Annotated in this window: 22 protein-coding genes; 12 read left to right on the forward strand and 10 right to left on the reverse strand. The window is 75.2% G+C overall.

Annotated elements, in window-relative coordinates; all coding sequences use genetic code 11:
- The coding region (locus CS2_RS05000; RefSeq protein ID WP_267886477.1) for an SbcC/MukB-like Walker B domain-containing protein at nucleotides 1-635 on the forward strand (635 nt) is incomplete at its 5' end.
- 91 nt (nucleotides 636-726) lie between these two features.
- On the opposite strand, the gene CS2_RS05005 is transcribed toward CS2_RS05000, so the two are convergent.
- Complete coding sequence (locus CS2_RS05005; protein WP_070319131.1) at nucleotides 727-1,143, reverse strand: hypothetical protein; 417 nt, start codon at nucleotides 1,141-1,143, stop codon at nucleotides 727-729.
- Between the two features lie 191 nt (nucleotides 1,144-1,334).
- Here CS2_RS05005 and CS2_RS05010 point away from each other — a divergent pair, with 191 nt between their 5' ends.
- The 3 genes from CS2_RS05010 (at nucleotide 1,335) to CS2_RS05020 (ending at nucleotide 3,729) form a co-directional block, all read left to right on the forward strand.
- Complete coding sequence (locus tag CS2_RS05010) at nucleotides 1,335-2,024, forward strand: LmeA family phospholipid-binding protein (protein ID WP_070319132.1); 690 nt, start codon at nucleotides 1,335-1,337, stop codon at nucleotides 2,022-2,024.
- Nucleotides 2,021-2,785, forward strand: a complete 765-nt coding sequence (locus CS2_RS05015; protein ID WP_070319133.1) for a M50 family metallopeptidase — start codon at nucleotides 2,021-2,023, stop codon at nucleotides 2,783-2,785. Before CS2_RS05010 ends, CS2_RS05015 begins: the two co-directional genes overlap by 4 nt.
- A gap of 107 nt (nucleotides 2,786-2,892) precedes the next feature.
- Nucleotides 2,893-3,729, forward strand: a complete 837-nt coding sequence (locus CS2_RS05020; protein ID WP_070319134.1) for an IclR family transcriptional regulator — start codon at nucleotides 2,893-2,895, stop codon at nucleotides 3,727-3,729.
- A 96-nt stretch (nucleotides 3,730-3,825) separates the two neighbouring features.
- Here CS2_RS05020 and map read toward each other — a convergent pair whose 3' ends face one another.
- Nucleotides 3,826-4,605: a type I methionyl aminopeptidase gene (gene map / locus CS2_RS05025; protein ID WP_070319135.1), complete on the reverse strand. Its 780-nt coding sequence runs from the start codon at nucleotides 4,603-4,605 to the stop codon at nucleotides 3,826-3,828.
- Nucleotides 4,606-4,709: 104 nt separating this feature from the next.
- On the opposite strand from map, the gene CS2_RS05030 reads away from it, so the two are divergent.
- Nucleotides 4,710-5,000, forward strand: a complete 291-nt coding sequence (locus tag CS2_RS05030) for a helix-turn-helix domain-containing protein (RefSeq protein WP_046529767.1) — start codon at nucleotides 4,710-4,712, stop codon at nucleotides 4,998-5,000.
- A gap of 60 nt (nucleotides 5,001-5,060) precedes the next feature.
- On the opposite strand, the gene CS2_RS05035 is transcribed toward CS2_RS05030, so the two are convergent.
- Together CS2_RS05035 and CS2_RS05040 are read right to left on the reverse strand one after the other, a co-directional pair.
- Nucleotides 5,061-5,810, reverse strand: a complete 750-nt coding sequence (locus tag CS2_RS05035) for an HNH endonuclease family protein (RefSeq protein ID WP_082131566.1) — start codon at nucleotides 5,808-5,810, stop codon at nucleotides 5,061-5,063.
- Between the two features lie 184 nt (nucleotides 5,811-5,994).
- Nucleotides 5,995-6,453 carry a hypothetical protein gene (locus tag CS2_RS05040; protein WP_070319169.1) on the reverse strand — a complete coding sequence of 153 codons (459 nt, stop codon included), beginning with the start codon at nucleotides 6,451-6,453 and terminating at the stop codon, nucleotides 5,995-5,997.
- A 179-nt stretch (nucleotides 6,454-6,632) separates the two neighbouring features.
- Here CS2_RS05040 and CS2_RS05045 point away from each other — a divergent pair, with 179 nt between their 5' ends.
- From CS2_RS05045 to CS2_RS05055, 3 genes are all read left to right on the forward strand, one after another.
- Entirely contained in the window at nucleotides 6,633-8,183 is a 1,551-nt protein-coding gene (locus tag CS2_RS05045) for an amino acid permease (protein WP_070319136.1), read from the forward strand.
- Nucleotides 8,184-8,322: 139 nt separating this feature from the next.
- A complete protein-coding gene (locus CS2_RS05050) occupies nucleotides 8,323-8,793 on the forward strand; it encodes an NfeD C-terminal domain-containing protein (RefSeq protein WP_046529770.1) in 471 nt (156 codons plus the stop codon).
- 105 nt (nucleotides 8,794-8,898) lie between these two features.
- Nucleotides 8,899-10,368 (forward strand): flotillin family protein, encoded by a 1,470-nt coding sequence (locus CS2_RS05055; protein WP_070319137.1) that lies wholly within the window; start codon nucleotides 8,899-8,901, stop codon nucleotides 10,366-10,368.
- Between the two features lie 79 nt (nucleotides 10,369-10,447).
- Here CS2_RS05055 and CS2_RS05060 read toward each other — a convergent pair whose 3' ends face one another.
- Nucleotides 10,448-10,882 (reverse strand): nitroreductase family deazaflavin-dependent oxidoreductase, encoded by a 435-nt coding sequence (locus tag CS2_RS05060; protein ID WP_070319170.1) that lies wholly within the window; start codon nucleotides 10,880-10,882, stop codon nucleotides 10,448-10,450.
- 183 nt (nucleotides 10,883-11,065) lie between these two features.
- Between CS2_RS05060 and CS2_RS05065 the strand changes: the two genes are divergently transcribed.
- Together CS2_RS05065 and CS2_RS05070 are read left to right on the forward strand one after the other, a co-directional pair.
- Nucleotides 11,066-11,362, forward strand: a complete 297-nt coding sequence (locus CS2_RS05065) for a helix-turn-helix transcriptional regulator (protein ID WP_070319138.1) — start codon at nucleotides 11,066-11,068, stop codon at nucleotides 11,360-11,362.
- The gene (locus tag CS2_RS05070) at nucleotides 11,359-12,600 is read left to right on the forward strand and encodes a type II toxin-antitoxin system HipA family toxin (protein ID WP_070319139.1); all 1,242 of its coding nucleotides are present in this window, start codon (nucleotides 11,359-11,361) and stop codon (nucleotides 12,598-12,600) included. Before CS2_RS05065 ends, CS2_RS05070 begins: the two co-directional genes overlap by 4 nt.
- Here the strand turns inward: CS2_RS05070 and CS2_RS05075 are convergent.
- The 3 genes from CS2_RS05075 to CS2_RS05085 are packed head-to-tail and all read right to left on the reverse strand — an operon-like array spanning nucleotide 12,537 to nucleotide 15,159.
- Complete coding sequence (locus CS2_RS05075) at nucleotides 12,537-13,421, reverse strand: metal ABC transporter permease (protein WP_082131750.1); 885 nt, start codon at nucleotides 13,419-13,421, stop codon at nucleotides 12,537-12,539. The two genes, CS2_RS05070 and CS2_RS05075, sit on opposite strands and share 64 nt — an antisense overlap.
- A gap of 41 nt (nucleotides 13,422-13,462) precedes the next feature.
- Nucleotides 13,463-14,233, reverse strand: coding sequence for a metal ABC transporter ATP-binding protein (locus tag CS2_RS05080; protein WP_070319141.1), 771 nt, complete (start codon nucleotides 14,231-14,233; stop codon nucleotides 13,463-13,465).
- The gene (locus tag CS2_RS05085) at nucleotides 14,230-15,159 is read right to left on the reverse strand and encodes a metal ABC transporter substrate-binding protein (RefSeq protein ID WP_070319142.1); all 930 of its coding nucleotides are present in this window, start codon (nucleotides 15,157-15,159) and stop codon (nucleotides 14,230-14,232) included. Before CS2_RS05085 ends, CS2_RS05080 begins: the two co-directional genes overlap by 4 nt.
- 102 nt (nucleotides 15,160-15,261) lie before the next feature.
- On the opposite strand from CS2_RS05085, the gene CS2_RS05090 reads away from it, so the two are divergent.
- Complete coding sequence (locus CS2_RS05090; protein ID WP_070319143.1) at nucleotides 15,262-16,536, forward strand: alpha/beta fold hydrolase; 1,275 nt, start codon at nucleotides 15,262-15,264, stop codon at nucleotides 16,534-16,536.
- Between the two features lie 125 nt (nucleotides 16,537-16,661).
- Nucleotides 16,662-18,284 carry an OmpA family protein gene (locus CS2_RS05095; RefSeq protein ID WP_070319144.1) on the forward strand — a complete coding sequence of 541 codons (1,623 nt, stop codon included), beginning with the start codon at nucleotides 16,662-16,664 and terminating at the stop codon, nucleotides 18,282-18,284.
- A gap of 16 nt (nucleotides 18,285-18,300) precedes the next feature.
- On the opposite strand, the gene CS2_RS05100 is transcribed toward CS2_RS05095, so the two are convergent.
- Both CS2_RS05100 and CS2_RS05105 read right to left on the reverse strand, forming a co-directional pair.
- Nucleotides 18,301-19,113 carry a polyphosphate polymerase domain-containing protein gene (locus CS2_RS05100; protein WP_082739892.1) on the reverse strand — a complete coding sequence of 271 codons (813 nt, stop codon included), beginning with the start codon at nucleotides 19,111-19,113 and terminating at the stop codon, nucleotides 18,301-18,303.
- On the reverse strand, nucleotides 19,110-19,712 hold the full coding sequence (locus CS2_RS05105; RefSeq protein ID WP_070319145.1) for a DUF4956 domain-containing protein: 603 nt from the start codon (nucleotides 19,710-19,712) through the stop codon (nucleotides 19,110-19,112). The genes CS2_RS05100 and CS2_RS05105 overlap by 4 nt, the downstream gene beginning before the upstream one ends.
- Nucleotides 19,713-19,970 lie beyond the last annotated feature (258 nt).

The following is a 19,970-nucleotide window of genomic DNA, read 5'->3' on the forward strand; positions in this document are numbered from 1 at the left end:
CCCGCGCGGCCGCCGCCGCGGACGCCGCGGCACGCGTCCGCACGGCCGCGGACGCGCTCGACACGGCCGTCGCCGCGGCCGCGCCCGTCACCCGCATGGCCAACCTCGCGGCCGGCACCGGCAGCGACAACGCGCACGCCCTCTCGCTCGCGACGTACGTGCTCGGACGCCGGTTCGAGGACGTCGTCGCCGCCGCGAACGACCGGCTCGCCGTGATGTCCGACGGCCGCTACGAGCTCGTGCGCTCCGACGAGAAGGAGGACGTGCGCACCCGCACGACCGGCCTGTCGATGCGGGTCGTCGACCACCGCACCGAGCGTGCGCGCGACCCGCGCACGCTGTCCGGCGGCGAGACGTTCTACGTGTCGCTGTGCCTCGCTCTCGGCATGGCCGACGTCGTCACCGCCGAGGCCGGCGGCGTCGAGCTCGGCACGCTGTTCGTGGACGAGGGGTTCGGTGCGCTCGACCCGCACGTGCTCGACCAGGTGCTCGCCGAGCTCGGCCGGCTGCGCAGCGGCGGTCGCGTCGTCGGCGTCGTCTCGCACGTCGAAGCGCTCAAGCAGGCCGTCGCCGACCGCATCGAGATCCGCCCCACCCCCGAGGGACCGAGCACGCTGCGCGTCCTGGCGGGCTGACGGCGCCCGTCCGACGGCGCCGGGCCCTGCTGCACCACGTCCGGCCGCACCACGTCCTGCCGAGCCTCGTGGAGCCTCACCACGTCCGGCCTCACCACGTCCAGCCCCGCGCGGCGAGCTCGACCTCCTCACGGAACCGCTCCTGCGCGTCGCCCAGGGCCGCCGGCCGGACCTCGACGCCCGCGAGCCCGCACGCCTCCGCCAGGAGCGCGTCGTACGCGAGCCGCGACGCGATGATCCGCTCGGCGCGGGCGTACGCGTGCACGTCGACCTCGAGCCGGCGCACGTGGTCCGCGACCGCGCCGAGCCGCTGCTGCACGCGCAGCGTCCGGAACGGGTCGTACGGCTCGGGCTCCGGGTGCCGCAGCCTGGCGGCCACCACCTCGAGCCGCGCCGCCAGCCACGTGCGCCAGCGCGGCGGCTCGTCCGGCGACGGGAACAGCGACCAGACGCCGAGCAGCACGACGCTCGGTGCCACCGAGACCACCAGAAGCAGGAACCAGGTCATCGCGCGTCCTTGGTCGAAGCCCTGCCACGAGCCTAGGCAGCCGCTGTGACGTGCGCCACAGGATCGGGCGTGGTCCCGGTGCGCGGGCCGCTCGTGCACGCGCACCACGGGACCTCCCGGGCTCGGGCGCCTACCGTGTGGGGCCGGGGCACCGGCCCGGACGGGCCGGGCACGACGAGGACGGGGAGCCGATGGGAGCCAGAGGGGTCGTCGCGGGGGTCGTCGCGCTCGGACTCGTAGGGGTCGGCGCGTACGTCGGTGACCGGTTCGCGCGGGACGCCGCGCAGGAGCGCGCCGCGCAGGTCGTCACGCAGCAGCTCCAGGTCGACGGCGAGCCCGACGTGCGGATCGACGGGTTCCCGTTCCTCACGCAGCTCCTGGCACGCTCGCTCGACGACGTCGGCGCCACCGCCGCGGGCGTGGTGTTCGAGGGCGTGCGCGCGACCGACGTCGTCCTCGACGCGACGGACGTGTCGCTCGAGTCGCCCTACCGGGTCGGGCACGCGCGGCTGCAGGCGACGCTGCCCCCCGAGTCGATCGAGCGGGCCGTCGCCGACCGCGCGAACCTCGTCGTCGACGTCACGGTCGACGGCGACGTGCTGCGCGCGTCCGGCCAGGTGCTGGGCGCCCCGCTGACGGCCGGCCTCGTGCCGCGCGTCGAGGACGGGCGCCTGCTCGTCGACCTGCGCGACGTCACGCTCGGGGTCGGTGCGCTCCAGGTGGACCGCCTGCCCGACGCGATCGCCGACCGGCTCACCGGGCTCGAGGTCCCGCTCGGCGGTCTGCCCGAGGGCGTGGTGCTCGAGAGCGTCGCGGTCGTGCGCGACGGCGTCCGGTTCGTCGCCGGCGGCACCGACGTCGTGCTGGAGCAGTCCCCGTGACGACCGCGCGGCTCGGGGCCGCCCCCGACGTCTCGGGCGTCGCCGACCTGTGGCAGCGCGTGACGACCGCGCAGCCCGCGCCCGACCGCACGACGGTGCTCGTCGTCGGCGCCGCGGTGCTGGTCGCGCTGCTCGTGCCCGGCCTGTGGCACCTGCTGCGCCACGGCCTGACGATCGTCCACGAGGCCGCGCACGCCGCGGTCGCGGTGCTGGTGGGCCGGCGGCTGTCGGGCATCCGCGTGCACTCCGACACGTCGGGGCTCACGGTGTCGCGCGGCAAGCCGCGCGGGCCGGGCATGGTGGCGACCGTGGCCGCCGGCTACCCCGGGCCCGCGCTGCTGGGCGTCGCGGCGGCGTGGCTGCTGTCCCGCGGGTACGCGCTGGGCGTGCTGTGGCTGCTGCTGGTCGTCGTGGTCCTCGTGCTGCTGCAGATCCGCAACTGGTACGGGCTGTGGGCCGTGCTCGTCAGCGGGGCGGTGCTCGTCGGCGTCACCGGGTGGGCCCCGGCGGGCGCGCAGACGGTCGTCGCCGCGGGGATCACGTGGTTCCTGCTGCTCGGCGCGCCGCGGGCCGTGCTCGAGATGCAGACCCAGCGCGCCCGCCTCGCGCGGCGCGGCGGGCGCGACACCTCGGACGCGGGTCTGCTGGCGGGGCTCACGCACCTGCCGGCGGTCGTGTGGGTCGCGATCCTGCTGCTGGTGTGCCTCACCGCGCTCGTCGCGGGGGGAGCGTGGCTGCTCGCGGCGTGGCCGGGCGCCTGACCTGCGGCGTCACCCGTCGGTGGGACATGGGTGCGCGTCGGTGTGCACGGGGCGACATCGGCCCGACGTCCCACCGGACGTGCGTCCAGGTCTGCCAGAGTGATGCGGTGAGCACAACACCGGACGATGAGGCCCGCCCGGCGCGCAACGAGTCGCTCTCGCTGCGACGTGCGCTCGCCCTGCTCGACGTGTGCGCGCAGGACTCCGACCCCGCGGGTCTCACGGCCGCCGAGATCGGCCGCCGGCTCGACGTCCACAAGTCCACGGTCCTGCGCCTCGCGGCGCCGCTGCTCGAGGCCGAGCTGCTGCGACGCGACGCGAGCACCAGCCGGTTCCGCCTCGGGCCGGGCGCGCTGCGCCTGGGCCACGCGTACCTCGCGAGCCTCGACGTCGAGACCGTCGCGGCCGGCCCGCTCGACGACCTCGCGCGCACGAGCGGCTGCACGTCGATCCTGTCCGTGCCGGACGGGCTGCAGGTCCGGGTCGCCGGTCGGCGCCCCGCGCCGGGGGCCGCCGGGCGTGCGGCGGGCCGCGTGCCCGCGAGCGTGCCCATGCACTGCTCCGCGAGCGGCAAGGCGATCCTGTCGTTCGCGGCGCCGTCGCTGGTCGACCGTGCGGTCGCGGCCGGGTTGCAGGCGGCGACGCCGCGGTCGATCACCGACCCGGGCGAGCTGCGCGCCGAGCTGATGCGCACGCGGCGGCGCGGCTTCGCGGTCGACGACCGCGAGCTCGACCCCGACCTGCGGGCGGTCGCTGCGCCCGTGCTCGACCACACGGGGGACGTGGTCGGTGCGCTCTCGGTCGTCGCACCCGCCGCGCGGATGCCGGCGGCGGTCGTGCAGGAGCACGCCCGCGCGGTCGTGCACGCGGCCCGGACCGTCACGCGGCACCTCGGCGGCGTCGCGGGGCCGGGCGTCGACGTGCACGCGCGCCGCGGCGCCTGACGGCGACGTCTCCGGACCCGTCGGCCCCGACCGCGGACCCGCTGCCCGGTCCGGGACCGGAGCGGCGCACGGGTGCGCCCGCGGCGCCGGGGCGTCTCAGTCCGTCGAGGTCGGCAGCGTGAGGATCTCCACGCCGTCCTCCGTGACGGCGACGGTGTGCTCGGTGTGGGCCGTGAGGCACCCCGTCGCGCTGCGCAGGGTCCAGCCGTCGGCGTCGGTGACGAGCTCGTCGGTGTCGGCCATGACCCACGGCTCGAGCGCGAGCAGCAGCCCGGGTCTCAGCGTGTAGCCGCGCCCGGGCCGGCCGGTGTTGGGGACGTGCGGGTCCTGGTGCATGGTCGAGCCGATGCCGTGCCCGCCGAACTCGGTGTTGACCGGGAACCCGGCGCCGGTGAGGACGGTGCCGATCGCGTGCGACAGGTCGCCGATGCGGGCGCCGGGCCGGACCTCCGCGATCGCCGCCGCGAGCGCGGTGCGGGTCGCCTCGATGAGCACGTCGGCCTGCGGCGACGGCCGCTCGCCGACGACGAAGCTGATCGCGGCGTCGGCCGCGACGCCGTCCTTGAGGACCGCGAGGTCGAGCGTGAGCAGGTCGCCGTCGGCGAGCACGCGGTCGTGCGGGAGGCCGTGCAGCACGGCGTCGTCGACCGACGTGCACACGTAGTGGCCGAACGGCCCGCGGCCGAACGACGGCGCGTAGTCGACGTAGCAGGACTGCGCACCGGACTCGCGGATCAGCTGGGCGGTCCACGCGTCGATCTCGAGCAGGTTGGTCCCGGCCCGGGTGCGGCGCCGCAGCTCGGCGAGGATGTCGCCGACGAGGCGCCCGGTCACGCGTGCGCGTGCCAGCTCGGACGGGGACAGGATCTCGATCATGCGGGGGGTCCTTCGCGGGAGGTGCGGGGTGGGGCGGGGGTCCGGGAGGCCGGCGCGCTCGGATAACAATACCGGGAAGACAGTACCGGTACTATCATCGCCCCATGGTCCGCCTGCCGCTCACGCCCGCCGAGGTCGAGCGCGGGAAGCGCCTCGGCGCCCTTCTGCGCGACGCCCGCGGGCCCCGCACGATCCTCGACACCGCGCTCGACGCGGGCGTGTCCCCCGAGACGCTGCGCAAGATCGAGTCCGGCCGCGTCGCGACGCCGTCGTTCCCCACGATCGCCGCGCTCGCCGCCGTGCTCGGGCTCTCGCTCGACGAGCTGTGGGCGCGGATCGCCGAGCCCGGGGTCGACGCGGCGCCGCGCGGCGCGCGGCAGCGGCTGGCGTCCTGACCCACCCGGATCCCCGCCTGCCCCGGGCGGCCCGGTGGCGGGAGAGCGGAGCGCGCGCCCTCAGTCCGCGACCACGCACCGCCCCAGCTCGCGGTCGAGGGCGTCGCGCTCGGCGCGCGTGACCCACAGCCCGTAGGCGGCCTTCACGTCCACCTGGCGCAGCGCGTACACGCACCGGTAGCCCGAGTTCGGCGGCAGCCACGTCGCCGCGTCGCCCGCACCCTTGCGCTGGTTGGTCGGGCCGTCGACGGCCTGCAGGTTGGCGGGGTCGTTCGCGAACGCGCGGCGCTGCTCGGCCGTCCAGCCCTGCGCGCCCTTCTGCCACGCGTCCGACAGCGCCACGACGTGGTCGATCTGCACCTGCGACGACCGCTCGCCGCGCTCGAACGCGATCGTCGTGCCCGTGTACGGGTCGTCGAGCGTGCCCGTCAGCACGACGCACCCGCGCGTCGCGGGGTCGGTCGTCACGTCGACCAGGTCCCGCGCGAGGACGTCGTTGCGCGTGTCGCAGCCGTTGCGGTCGACGTCCGCCCACGCCTGCCCGAACTCCTCCCGGGCGTAGCCCGTGCGCGGTGCGCGCCCCTTGACCGCGAGCCCGTCGAGCGCGGCGTGCCCGGCCGCGAGGTCGGCCGCCGTCACCGGGTAGCGGGCCGCCGCGCGCGCGTCGAGCCAGACCGGTCCGCCCAGCCCCGCACCGAGGGCCACGAGCAGCAGCAGCGTCCAGGGCCACGCGCGCCGGCGGCGACGGCCCCCGGACCGGGGCGCGGGACGGGGCGAGGCGGCGCGGACGAGGGCGTCGAGCGAGGTCACGGGCGCACACCCTGCCGGACGGGTCCGACAGCGCGCGCGCCGACGCGCGCGGGCGGCGACGTGGCACGCACCACGACCGCCTGGGGGTGGGTCGCCTCCGCCCGGGGCGGGTCACGCCCGCGTGCCCGCGGACACGGCGGCGCCCGGTCGCCCCGCTCGCGTCGCCCGCGTGCCGGGGGCGCGGTCAGTCCTCGACGTCCTCCGGCAGCGCCTCGTGCCCCGGGCGGCCGTGCGTCCGCTCGCGCTCCTTGAGCTGCGCCTCGTACACGTGCCGCCGCCCCGCCGTGAGCTCGTCACGGACGAGCCGCTCGGCGTCGGCGAACGCGCGGTGGTAGCCGTCGTCGAACTCCTCGACCACCTGGAACGTCCACCGGCCCGGGAGCACGTCGCGGCCCACCACGTCGGCCCGCACGCGGTCCGCGAGCTCGCCGTGCCCGGCCTCCTCGAGCCGGTCCAGCGCCTCCTGCAGCTCCATGTCCGCGCGCCCGACCAGCCGGTGGAACGCGTAGAGCATGCCGCGTGCGTGCTCCACCACCTCGAACGCGGCGGTCACGCCGCCGACGGCCTCGACCGTCGCGTCGTCCACCCCCGGGGGCGGCAGGTGCCGGTCGTCGGGCCCGTCGTCGCGCGTGCGCTCAGCCATGGCACCCACCCTGCGGCCGCCGCGCGCCGACCGCACGCCCGGCGCCCTCCACCGCCCGGGCAGGTGGGCGCGACGACGCCCGACGCCGGACGCGGGTGCCGGGACGTACGTCCGGTGGACCGTGGGGCGCTCGCGCGTCATGCTCACCCGGTGACGCGCACGACACCCGAGGGGGAGCGATGACGGCAGCACAGGACGCGCCGGGGGGCCGGGGTCCCCGCGGCATCCTGCGGCGCAGGTCCGTCGAGGACGCGCTCGCGGCGGTCGACGACCCGTCGCGGCAGCTGCGCCGCACCCTCACGGCGTGGGACCTCGCCGTGCTCGGCGTCGCCGTCGCCGTCGGCGCGGGCATCTTCTCGGTCGGTGCGACGGCCGCCGCGCGGCACGCCGGGCCGTCGGTCATCGTCTCGTTCCTCATCGCGTCCGTCGTCTGCGGGCTCGCGATCATGTGCTACGCCGAGTTCGCGTCGACCATGCCGGTCGCGGGGTCGGCGTACACGTACTCGTACACGACCATGGGCGAGTTCGTCGCGTGGATCATCGGCTGGGACCTGATCCTCGAGATGCTGCTGGCCTCGGCCGTCATCGCGAAGTTCTGGGGCGTGTACCTGTCGGACGCGTTCGGGCTGTTCGGCGTCGACGTGCCGACGGTCGTCAGCCTCGGCGGCGTCGAGGTCGCGTGGGGCCCCATGCTGATCGTCGCCGTGTTCACGGCCCTGCTCGCGGTCGGCACGCGCCTGTCGACGCGCGTGAACAGCGTGTTCACGATCATCAAGGTCGGCATCACGCTGTTCGTCATCATCGCCGGGTTCTTCTACGTCAAGGCCGAGAACTGGACGCCGTTCGTGCCGCCCGCCGAGCCGGCGCCCGCCGGCACGAGCGGGCTGCACCAGCCGCTCACCGGCTTCCTGCTGGGCTTCGAGCCCACGACGTACGGCGTCATGGGCATCCTGTCCGGCGCCGCGCTGGTGTTCTTCGCGTTCATCGGGTTCGACGTCGTCGCCACCACCGCGGAGGAGACCAAGGACCCGCAGCGGGCCGTGCCCAAGGGGATCCTCGGCGGGCTCGCGCTCGTCACCGTGCTGTACGTGCTGGTGACGGTCGTCGTCACCGGGATGGTGAGCTACCGCGACCTCGCGGCGTCCGACTCGCCGTCCCTCACCACCGCGTTCGTGCTGGTCGGGGCCGACTGGGCGGGCAAGGTGATCTCGGTCGGCATCCTCGTGGGCCTGACGAGCGTGCTCATGGTGCTGCTGCTGGGGCTCACGCGCGTCGTGTTCGCGATGAGCCGCGACGGCCTGCTGCCGCGGGCCGTGTCCCGCACGTCGCCGCGGTTCGGCACGCCGATGTGGCTGCAGATCGGCGCCGGGGTCGTCGTCGCGCTCATCGCCGGGCTGTCGGAGGTCGAGCTGCTCGAGGAGATGATCAACATCGGCACGCTGTCCGCATTCGTGCTGGTCAGCTTCGGCGTCCCGCTGCTGCGGCGCTCGCGGCCCGACCTGCCGCGCGGCTTCCGCGTGCCGTGGTCGCCCGTGCTGCCGGTGCTCGCGGGCGTCGCGTGCCTGTGGCTCATGCTCAACCTCACGACGCTCACGTGGCTGCGGTTCCTCGTGTGGGTCGCGGTCGGGGCGGTCGTCTACGCGACGTTCTCGTACCGGAACTCGATGCTCGGACGCGGCCGGCCCGTCGCGCTGACGGAGTCCGAGCTCGAGGGCGGTGCGCACGGCTGAGCCGTCGGCGTGCCCCTGACCTGCGGGTGACCGCACCGCGGGTTCACCCGGACGCGCGTCCGGTTGGGCCCGGGGGCCCGGTCGGCGCGGTGGCACCTGCGGCATACTGGCGCGCAAGCCACCGAAGGGACCCCCTCACGTGACCGTCTTCCTCGTCGTCGGGGGCCTCGGCCTCGTCGTCCTGCTCGCGTCGCTCGTCTTCGGCGACGTGTTCGAGTCGATCGGCGTCGGCGAGGGCGGGTTCTCCGGCATCGCCGCCGGCGTGGGCTCGGTGGTCTTCGGCGCGAGCGGCGTCATCGTGCTCAACTCCCACCTCGCGACCGTGTGGGCGTACGTCATCGGCGTGGGCTTCGCGATCGTCGCGGGCGCGGTCGCGCAGCTCCTCATCAAGCGGCTCTCCGACACCGAGGACGCACCCCCGCCGCCGCTCGACGGCGCGTACGGCATGACGACCGCGACGACCGGCCCCGGCGGCGGCGAGGTCCGCCTCGAGGGCGTGCGCGACCTCGAGGCGCGCCTGGCGTGGTCGCACGAGGACATCCCCGCGGGCACGCGCGTCGTGGTCGTCGGCGTCTCCGGCTCGCGCGTGCAGGTCGTCCGCGCGAGCTGACGCGCCGACCCCGCCCCACCCCCGCTCCACCCCGCCGCCGCGTGCGGCGGCCGCACCACCCGAGCAGGACCGAGAGGAAGGAGCCCGGCCCGGCCGGGACCCACCATGTTCGACTTCACGCAGGGCAGCGGCTCGACCGTGCTGGCCGTCGGCGCCCTCATCGTCGCGTTCGTCGCGGTGATCGCCCTCATCACCAAGCGCATCCGCCGGGTGCCCCCGAACGAGGCCCTCATCATCGTCGGGCGCGGCGCCGGCCGGAACGCGTCGGCCGACGCGGGCCAGCGCGTGGTCGTCGGCGGGCGCGTCTTCGTGTGGCCCGTGCTGCAGCAGGGCTTCCCGATCTCGCTCGAGCAGCGGCAGATCGGCATCACCGTCGAGGGCGTCGACAAGAACCGCATCAAGCTCGCCATCAAGGCGTCCATCAACTTCAAGGTCCGGGGCGACGAGGAGGGCGTGCGGCGCGCCGCGCAGCGCTTCCTGTCGCAGCAGGCCACGCTCACCGACGTCATCAAGGAGTCCCTCGAGGGCTCGCTGCGCTCGATCATCGGCGACATGACGATCGAGCAGATCATCAGCGACCGGAAGTCGCTGCAGGACGCGGTGGTCAACTCGACCAAGACCGACCTGGCAGAGCAGGGTCTGCAGGTCGACCTGCTCAACATCTCCGACATCTCGACGCCCGGCTCCGACTACCTCGCGAACCTCGGCCGTGCCGAGGCCGCACGCGCCCGCCAGGTCGCCGAGGTCAAGGAGGCCGAGGCGCAGCAGGTCTCCGAGTTCGCGAAGATCCAGGCCATGGAGTCGATCGCCGAGCGGCAGCGCGACCTCGCGCTCAAGCAGGCCGGCATCAAGGCCGAGACCGACAAGGCGAACGCCGAGGCCAACGCGGCGGGACAGCTCGCGCGCGCCGAGCAGGACCGCCTGGTCGCGACGCAGGAGCGCGAGGCCCTCGCCGAGAAGGCGAAGGTCACCGAGGAGCAGCTCGACATCGACGTCCGCAAGCCCGCTGAGGCGTCCGCGTACGCCGCGGTGCAGCAGGCCAACGCCGAGCGTGACGCCGCCAACGCGGCCGCCGAGGCCGAGGCGTTCCGCCGCATGAAGGTCGCCGAGGCCAACAAGATCGCGACCGTGCAGGACGCCGAGGCCGCGGCCGAGGCGACGATCCGCGCCGGCAACGCCGAGCGCGACCGTCAGCTCGCGGAGGCCAAGGCGCTCGAGGCGCTGGGTCTGGCCCGTGCCGCGGCCGCCAAGGCCGAGGGTCTCGCGCAGGCCGAGGCCACGCGCGCGCAGGCCGAGGCGCTGCGAGAGCAGGGCGAGGCGGTCCTCGCGCAGCAGGTCATCGCGCTGCTGCCCGAGATCGTCCGCGCCGCGGCCGAGCCCATCAGCGGCATCGACCAGCTCACGGTCGTCTCGACCGACGGCGCGTCGGCCGTGACGAAGACGGTCGGGCAGGTGCTGGGCGAGGGCCAGGAGGTCATCAAGTCCCTCACGGGCCTCGACCTCAACACGCTCGTCGCGAGCATCGCCGGCAAGGCTGTCGCCGGGTCGTCGACGGGTGCGAACCACACCGCCTGACGGCCGCCGCACGGCACGAGGCCCCGGCCCGGAGCGATCCGGTGACCGGGGCCTCGTCGTGCGCGGGCTCGCCCGAGGCTCAGGCGGGCGTGAGCACGACGACCGGGATCTGCCGGTCGGTGCGCGTCGTGTAGGTGTCGTAGTCCGGCCACACGGCGGTCGCGCGCGCCCACCAGGTGTCGCGCTCGGCGCCCGTGACCTCGCGGGCCACGTAGTCGCGGCGCACGGGGCCGTCCTGCAGCTCGACCAGCGGGTGCGCGAGCAGGTTGCGGTACCAGACGGGATGCGTGGGCGCGCCGCCCATCGACGCGACGACCGCATACTCGCCGTCGTGCTCGACGCGCATGAGCGGCGTCTTGCGGATCTTGCCGCTCGTCGCCCCGAGGGTCCACAGCACGACGACGGGCCGGCCGTTCAGCGTCGTGCCGCGCGTGCCGCCCGAGCTCTCGATCAGCTCGACCTGCTCGCGTGCGAACTGCGACGTGCTGGGGGCGTACTCACCGCTCAGAGGCATGCCCGGCACAACCTCCTCCCCGCGTCGTGCATTCCCCTCCGCCCGCCACCGGGTGCACGCGGGTGCAGCCGGACGTCCCGGGGCCGGCGTGAGAGCAGTGTCGCGTGACTTCGCGCTACAGTGATCGGTATACCAAGCAGCAGAGGCTCTAAGGAGTGCTCTGTCGAGCATCAGGAGTGACGCATGAAGGTGCAGTCGTCCCGGACGCGTCGAGACCTGCGCACGCTCGGGAGCCACCTCGCCGCAGCGCGCAAGGTGCACGGCCTGACGCAGCAGGAGCTCGCCGAGCGCGCCGGTGTGACCCGCGCGACCGTCGGCAACCTCGAGCGTGGAGAGGGCGGCACGCGGATCGAGGCGCTGCTCGCCGTGGCACGTGTGCTGGGCTCGAACGAGCAGCTGGTGGCGGCGCTCGACCCGCTGAGCACGGAGTTCGGTCGACTGAACGCCGCACGGACCGGGCTGCGGAGGGTACGCGCGTGACCCGCGACGTCCGGGTGCACGTCGCCCTGCCGGGCGAGGAGGTGCCTGCCGGGGAGCTGGCGTTCGAGACGAACGCCGGAGGTGCGCTGATCTCGACGACCTTCCGGTACACGGAGGCGTGGCTGCGGCACCCGGCGTGCTACGCCCTGTGTCCCGAGCTGCCGCTGGTGACCGGGTCGCGCCGCAGCACCGGACCGCGTCTTCTCCCAGGTGCGATCTCGGACACCGGTCCCGACCGGTGGGGCCGCACCCTGCTGTTCGACGCTGCGCGACGTGCGGCGAGGGCGGGCGGCGCCGCGATGCCGTCGTTCACCGACGCCGACTACGTCGTCCTCGCCGACGACCGCACGCGGCTCGGCAACCTGCGGTACGTCGACCCGGCCACCGGGGCCCACCTCGCACCGCCGGAGGACGACCTGCCGACTCTGGTGGACCTTCCGGACCTCGTCGCGGCCGCCCGTGCGGCCACGGCGCACGAGCCGGTGGACGACGCCGCGCTCCGGCTGCTCGTCGCCGGTGGGACGACCCTGGGCGGTGCGCGTCCCAAGACGAGCGTCCGGACGCCCCAGGGTGGGCTGGCGCTCGCGAAGCTGCCCGCGGCCGACGACCGGTGGGACGTCCAGGCATGGGAGGCCGTGGTGCTGCAGCTGGCACGTGACGCCGGCATCACCGTTCCCGGGTTCGCGCTGCACCGCGTGGGGCCCGAGGCGTCCGTCCTCGTCCTCGACCGCTTCGACCGAGCGGCCACCGGGCGCGTCGGCTATCTGTCGGCCCACTCGCTGCTCGAGCAGAGACCCGACGAGGTGGTCTCCTACGTCGACCTCGTCGAGGCGATGGGCGACGTCGCCCAGGACGCGCCGGCGCAACGGGCCGAGCTCGCGCGCCGGGTCGCGTTCGTGCTCGCCGTCAACGACGTGGACGACCACATGAGGAACCACGGCCTGCTGCGGGGGACGCGGGGATGGCGGCTGGCGCCGATGTTCGACGTCAACCCGTGGCCCCGGGAGTGGCCGGAGCAGTCCACGCCTGTCGCGGCGGGTGGCTCACGGACCCGGCGGGACGTCACCGAGCTGGTGGACAGCGCGGGAGCGTTCGGACTGACGTCCGACGTCGTGCGGGGCATCGTGCACGAGGTCGACGAGGTGGTGCGCGCGTGGCCCCGCGTCGCCACGAGCTACGGGATCGAGGACCCGGAGGGCGGTGTCGTCGCCACGGCGTTCCGCGTGACGGCGCCCTGACCGTGGCGCGGGTGCGTCGCGCGACGGCGCAGCACCCGGGTCGTCACGACGCCGCGGCGGGGACCGAACAGGTGGACCAGCGCGAACACGACGCCCTGCGCGAGGACGATCGTCGGGCCCGACGCGGTGTCGGCGTAGTAGCTCGCGTACAGCCCGACGACGCCGCACGCGGCCGCCATGACGGGTGCGATCACGAGCATGCGCGCGAACCGGTCGGTCAGCAGGTACGCGGTCGCACCGGGGATGACGAGCAGCGCGACGACGAGCACGACGCCGACGGCCTGCAGCGCGACCACGGCGGTGAGCGCGAGCAGCCCCAGGAGCAGGGCGCCGGTGCGCCGCGGGTGCAGGCCGATCGCGTGCGCGTGGGTCGGGTCGAACGCGTAGAGCGTGAGGTCGCGCCGCTTGAGCAGCAGCAGCGTGAGCACGACCGCGCCGAGCGCGGCGACCTGCACGAGGTCGGCGCGCGAGACGCCGAGCAGGTTGCCGAACACGATGTGGTTGAGGTCGGTCTGGCTGGGGGTCACCGAGACCAGCACGAGGCCGAGCGCGAACAGCGACGTGAAGACGATGCCGATCGCGGCGTCCTCCTTGACGCGGCTGGTGTCGCGCACGAACCCGATGAGCACGACCGCGACGACGCCGAACACCACCGCCCCGGCGGCGAACGGGGCACCGACGACGTACGCGAGCACGACGCCCGGCAGCACCGAGTGCGACACCGCGTCGCCCATGAGCGACCACCCGACGAGCACGAGCCAGCACGACAGCACCGCGCACACCACGGACGCGACGAGCACGGTGACCAGCGCGCGGACCATGAAGTCGTACGTCAGCGGCTGCGTGAGCAGGTCGATCACGGTCACCGCGCACCTCCGAGCGGGTCGAGCCCGAACGCGCGGGCGAGGTTCTCGGGGCGCAGCACGTCCTGCGGGGTCCCGTGCACGAGGACGTGCCGGTGCAGCAGCACGGCCTCGTCGGCGAGCGCGGGCAGCGCCGCGAGGTCGTGGGTCGAGACCAGGACGGCGGCGCCGTCGGCGGCGAGCTCGCGCAGCAGGCGCGTGATCATGGCCTCGGACGCCTTGTCGACGCCCGCGAACGGCTCGTCGAGCAGCAGCACGGTCGCACCCTGGGCGATGCCGCGCGCGACGAACGCGCGCTTGCGCTGCCCGCCCGACAGCCGACCGATCTGCCGGTCGGCGAGGTCGGCGAGGCCCACGCGCGCGAGCGCGTCGTCGACGGCTGCGTGGTCCGCGCGGCGGGGGCGCCGCGTGAACCCGAGGTGCCCGTACCGGCCGGTCATGACGACGTCGCGCACCGCGAGCGGGAACGACCAGTCGACGTCCTCGCTCTGCGGCACGTACCCGACGGCGCCGCGGCGGCGGGCGTCGGCGGGGTCGCCGCCGTCGACGCGTACCGTCCCCGCGTCGGGCCGGACCACGCCCATGACGGACTTGAAGAGCGTCGACTTGCCCGACCCGTTGACGCCGACGAGGCCGCACACCCGCCCGTGCGCGAGCGCGAGGTGGACGCCGTCGAGCGCGGTGACGTCGCCGTAGCGCACGTGCAGGCCGCGGACGTCCAGGGCGGGCGTCGTCGCGTCGGCGCGTGCGGCCGCGGCGGGGCCGGTCACGACGCACGCCCCGTCAGGCCGTCGACGATCGTGCGCACGTCGTGCCGCAGCAGGTCGAGGTAGGTCGGCACGGGGCCGTCGGGCTCGGACAGCGAGTCGACGTAGAGCGTGCCGCCGAACGTCGCGTCGCTCGCGTCGACGACCTGCCGCATCGCGGTGTCCGAGACCGTGGACTCGCAGAACACGGCGGGCACGTCGCGCTCGCGGACCACGTCGATGACGGCGGCGACCTGGCGGGGCGTGGACTGCCGCTCGGCGTTGACGGCCCACAGGTAGTGCTCGTCGAGGCCGGCGTCGTGCGCGAGGTAGGTGAACGCGCCCTCGCAGGTCACGAGCACGCGCTGCCGCTCGGGCAGGGTCGCGACGGCGGCGACGAGCTCGTCGTGCACGGCCTGCAGCTCGCCGGAGTACGCCGCGGCGTTCGCGCGGTAGTCGGCGGCGTGCGCGGGGTCGAGGTCGGCGAACGCGTCGGCGACGTTCGCGACGTACACCTGCGTGCGCAGCGGGCTCATCCACGCGTGCGGGTTGGGGCGTCCCGCGTAGGCGTCCTCGGTGACGTCGAGGACGTCGACGCCGTCGGAGACGACGACGTGCGGCACGTCGACGCCGTCGAGGAACTGCGCGAACCACGCCTCGAGGCCCAGCCCGTTGTCGAGCACGAGGTCGGCGTCGCGCGCGCGGGCGACGTCGCCGGGGGTGGGGTCGTAGCCGTGGATCTCGGCGCCGACGCGCGTGATCGACTCGACGCGCAGGTGGTCGCCGGCGACGTTGCGCGCGATGTCGGCGAGCACGGTGAACGTCGTGAGGACGACGGGGCGGTCGTCGTCCGGGTCGTCGCCGGGGGTGGTGCCCGCGGCGCCCGGCGAGCACGCCGCGAGCAGCGCGACGGCGAGCGCGAGGGCGGCGAGGGCGCGGGGGCGGGACATGTCGGCGAGGCTAGTTTCGGGTGATCGAACTTGCAATCGGCGAAGCCCGAAATGATCGCCGGCGCGCCTAGGGTGGGACGCGTGAGCACGCACGAGTACGCCATGACCGGGTTCCGGGTGCGCGAGCACCGCGTCGAGGTCCCCGTCGACCACGCAGACCCGCACCGGTTCGGCGCGCTCGAGGTGTTCGCGCGCGAGGTCGTCGACCCCGCGCGGGACGCCGAGGACCTGCCGCTGCTGCTGTTCCTGCAGGGCGGCCCCGGCGGCATGGCCCCGCGCCCCACGCCCGGCGGCTGGCTCGCGGCCGCGCTGCGCACGCACCGCGTCGTGCTGCTCGACCAGCGCGGCACGGGCCGGTCGACCCGTGTCGACGCCGCCGACGTCGCGGCGTTCGACGACCCGCGCACCGCCGCCGACTACCTCGCGTGCTTCCGCGCCGACGCGATCGTCGAGGACGCCGAGCACCTGCGCCGCACGGTCTTCGGCGGTCGTCGCTGGACGACCCTCGGCCAGTCGTACGGCGGCTTCTGCACCCTCACGTACCTGTCGCGGCACCCCGGCGCGCTCGACGCGTGCTGGGTGACCGGTGGCCTGCCGCCCGTCGGCGCGACCGCGGCGGACGTCTACGCCGCGACCTACCCGCGTCAGCTCGCGCGCAACGCCGCGCTGCACCGCGCGTTCCCGGGCGACGTCGAGCTGCTGGGACGGCTCGCGGACCGGGTCGCGGCGGGCGACGTGCACCTGCCGACGGGCGACGTGCTCACGGTCGAGCGGCTGCAGACCCTCGGCATGCCGCTCGGCATGAGCACGGGCGTCGACGACCTGCACTGGCTGCTCGACACCGCGCTCGACCGCCGCGGCGAGCCCGCGCCCGGGTTCCTCGCGCAGGTCGCCGCCCGCACGGGCTTCGACACCAACCCGCTGTACCTCGTGCTGCAGGAGGTCATCTACCACTGCGGCGAGCGTGAGCCCGGGTGGGCCGCGGCCGCCGAGCACGCGCGCCACGCGGCGTTCGCCGCCGGTGCGCGGCCGCTGCAGCTCACGGGCGAGGCCGCCTTCCCGTGGATGTTCGAGCAGGTCGCGGCGCTGCGGCCGTTCCGCGCGGCGGCCGAGGAGCTCGCGGCCCGCACGTCGTGGCCCGACCTCTACGACACCGACCGGCTCGCGGCCAACGAGGTCCCCGTCGCGGCCGTCCAGTACTACGACGACCCGTACGTCGACCTCGACCTGGCCCTCGCGACCGCGTCCGGGCTCGGGAGCAGCCAGGTGTGGGTCACCAACGAGCACCTGCACGACGGCCTGCGCGTCGCGGGCGACGTGATCCTGCCGCGGCTGGCCGACCTCACGGCCGGCCGGTGGTCCGTCACGGCACGCTGAGGCCCGCGCCGCGTCCGGCCGGGTGACGCCGACGCGGCGCGATCGGGTGAGCGGACGTCTCAAGCGCGGGTCGCATCGGACAAGTCCGGCATCATGGGTGGCTCCCCACCCCTCGGAGGTCCCACGTGCGTGCTCGTCGCGCGCGGGCGGCCGGTGCGCTCACCGCCGCCCTCGTCGTCCTGCTCACCGCCTGCACCGCTGGCGGCGGGGATCCGTCGCCCGCGTCGTCGGCGACGGTCGACCCCGGGCCCGGGCCGGAGGACGTCGTCGCGTCGCCCGTCGTGCCGGAGGGCGGCACCGAGGTGCGCGTCGACGTGCACCCCGTGGTGCGGGACGGCGACCTGGCGGTGCTCACGCTCGATCTCACGCCGCTCGAGGACCTCGGGGAGGACGGGTCCGTCACCCTCCACGGCTTCGGCGGCCCGATGGCGACGAACCTCAGGCTGTCCGACCCGGCCAACGTCCGCCTCGTGGACCTCGAGCGGGACGTCGTGCACCACGCCGCGGTGGACGCCGACACGGAGCCGGTCGTCGCACCGAAGGGGTGGGAGCGGCTGCGCGGGCCCGGGGGCACACGGCTGCAGATCCCGTACGCGGCCCCCGACGCCGACGTGACCGAGATGTCGTTGTTCCTGCCCGGTGCGCCCCTGGTCGCGTCCGTGCCGGTCATCGACGGCGACGTGCCGTCGAGCGTGCGCCCGGACGCCCCGCGCCCGACGGCGACGAGCACGGCCACCCCCTCGCCCGAGCCCGAGCCCGAGCGCATCGCGGTCGACCGGATCGTCGCGGCACCGGTGTTCCCGCTGGACTCGGCCTCGGCCGAGCTCGAGGGTGCGGTCAAGACCGTGGAGTCGACCGAGCGCGTCGACGTGCAGCTGGGCGCCGACGTCCTGTTCGAGTTCGACCAGGCGACGCTGACCCCCGCGGCCGGTGAGGCGATCGCGCTGGTCGCGGCGCGCATCGCCGAGCGTGAGCCGGGGACCGTGAGCGTCGTCGGGCACACCGACGACCAGGGCGACGACGCGTACAACCTGGACCTCTCGCGGCGGCGCGCGCAGGCCGTCGCCGACGCGCTGGGTCCGCTCGTGGGCCCCGGCTACCGCATGCAGGTCGACGGGCGCGGCGAGGCCGAGCCGTTCGTCGCGAACGACTCGGACGAGAACCGCGCGCTCAACCGTCGCGTCGCCGTGAGCCTGACGTCGACCGTCACGACCCGCACCGACGTGACCGCGACGGGCGAGCTGCCGCCGTTCGGCGACAAGGGGCTCGTCGGGCAGGGGGAGGAGCCGCTCCTCGTCGACAGCTCGAGCCGCCGGCACGAGGTGCAGGCGTCCGCGCGCACCGTGCACGGGCACGTGGTCGTCGACCTGACCGTGCGCGGCGTCGACGACTACGCGGGCACCGGCATGGTGCTCCCCTCGCTGCGGGGGTGGTCGTCCCACCGCGGGCAGGGCACCGACACCCCGCTGGACGTCGCGGGTCGCGCCGTCATCCTCGACGGCGCGACCAAGCTCTACCCGATGGACTACCGGATCGGCACCACCGAGCGCGCGCCCGACGGCGAGTGGCTGACGCTGACCGACCTGCGCGGCGCGACCCGGATCGACGGCGGGCAGAGCCGCGTCTACTCGTTCGTCTACCCGCGCATGGCGACCGACGCCGTGACGTTCCAGGTCGGCTCGGGCAGCGTGTTCGACACCGACTTCCGCATCGTGGACGTGCCGGTGCGGCAGGAGGCACGCGACTGACCCGGCGGGACGCCGGTCAGCGCGGGGCGGGAGCAGGCGTGACGTGCCGGTCGAGCGCGCGTCGCCACGGCGTCGACGGCAGCCGCGGGTCCAGCGCGGCGAGTCCCGTGCCGTACTTCGAGATCCGCACGGGCCGGTGCCCCGCGTGCCACAGCAGGCGGTCGGCGGCGCACGGCGTCGCGCCGGTCTTGGTCTCGACCACCACCAGGCCGTCGAGCGCGAGCGCGTCGCCGCCGCCGGCGGCCGACCACGCGAGCCCCGTGTCGAGGGTCAGGCGCGCGTCGGGGCGCCCCGGCCCGCCCGGCAGCAGCAGCGTGGAGCGGCGGTACCGGCTGACGAGCGTGGGCGCGAACCGCGGGTCGGCGGGTCCCGGGACGTCGGCCTCGCCGAGGACGTCGTCGGCGAACCCGCGCGCGTCGGCGGTGAGGCGGTCGCGCGCGTCGACGTCGTACGGCAGCCGGGTCTTCACGGTCGCGCCGCGCGGACCGCGGGTCTTGACCTCGACGAAGCACGCGGCCGTGTCGAGGTAGGTGCGCGTGCGGACCTTGAACCGCCGGCGTCGACGCCGCGCCGTGCCGAGGTAGCTCGTGAGGTCCGGGGTGTCGAAGTACACCGACTCGTAGGCGAGCTGCTGCCGCCCGTCGATCCGCAGCACGCGGGTGCCGTCGTCGAGCCCGGCCAGCAGGGCGGCGACCACGCGGGTCGGGAGCACGTACTTGCGGTCGACGCGGGTCTGCAGGGCCGCGCGCGCCGTGAGCTCGTCGAGCCCGACGGTCGCGAACCGGTCGAGGGCCCCGCTCGGCGTGCCCACCGGGTGCGCGGCGCTCACCGGGCCGCCGAGCCCGTCGTCACGGGCTGCTCGGCGGCCGCGGCCGGCGCGTGCTCGCGCGTGAGCGAGTACCGCACGTCGACCCACGTCGTGTCGTTGACGAGGTCGAGCCGCTGCACGCTCGCGGCGTGCACGCGAGCGCCGAGCAGGCCCTCGAGGTGCGCCACCAGCGCCGCCTCCGACGTGAACGCGCGGTCCACCACGACGGTCTGCGAGCGGTACCGCCGCAGCAGCCGCGGCGAGTCGCCGATCGCGACGACCACGAGGATCAGCGCCATCAGCCCGACCGCGACGGGCACGGGCGTCGTGCCCAACCCGCCGATGAGCCCGAGCGCGAGCGCCGAGAAGTAGTACGCGACCTCGCTCTGCGCGAGCTCGGTGGACCGCAGCCGGATGATCGACAGCACGCCGAACAGCCCCAGGCCGAGGCCGGCGCCGACCGTGCTCGACCCGAGCGCCGCGGCGACCGCCAGCACGCCCACGTTGACGCCGAGGTACGCGACGACGAGGTCGCGCCGCCGGTGCCGCGGGACGTAGAGCACGAACGTGAGGACCGCGACGGCGACGAGGTCGGCGACGAGCAGGGCGAGGTCGGGCACGGGATGCCTCCGGGGAGAGGGGCGGGAAGGGAGGGCACCATCGAGCCCGACCGCGCTGTGGTCGCCCTGTGCGGGGGCTGGGGCGCCGCACAGCGTTCGTGCAGGTGCCGGCGCGACGCGCTCAGTCCAGCAGCGGGTGGATCGCGTAGACCAGGCCGACGACGACCCCGAGCACGACGGCCGCGGCCAGCCACGTCAGCAGCCGGACGCGCCACCGCGTGCGCCGCTCGTCGTCCACGTCACCCAGCCTGCCGTCCC

This window comes from Cellulomonas iranensis NBRC 101100 = JCM 18110 (genome assembly GCF_001552375.1).
GTDB lineage: Bacteria > Actinomycetota > Actinomycetes > Actinomycetales > Cellulomonadaceae > Cellulomonas > Cellulomonas iranensis.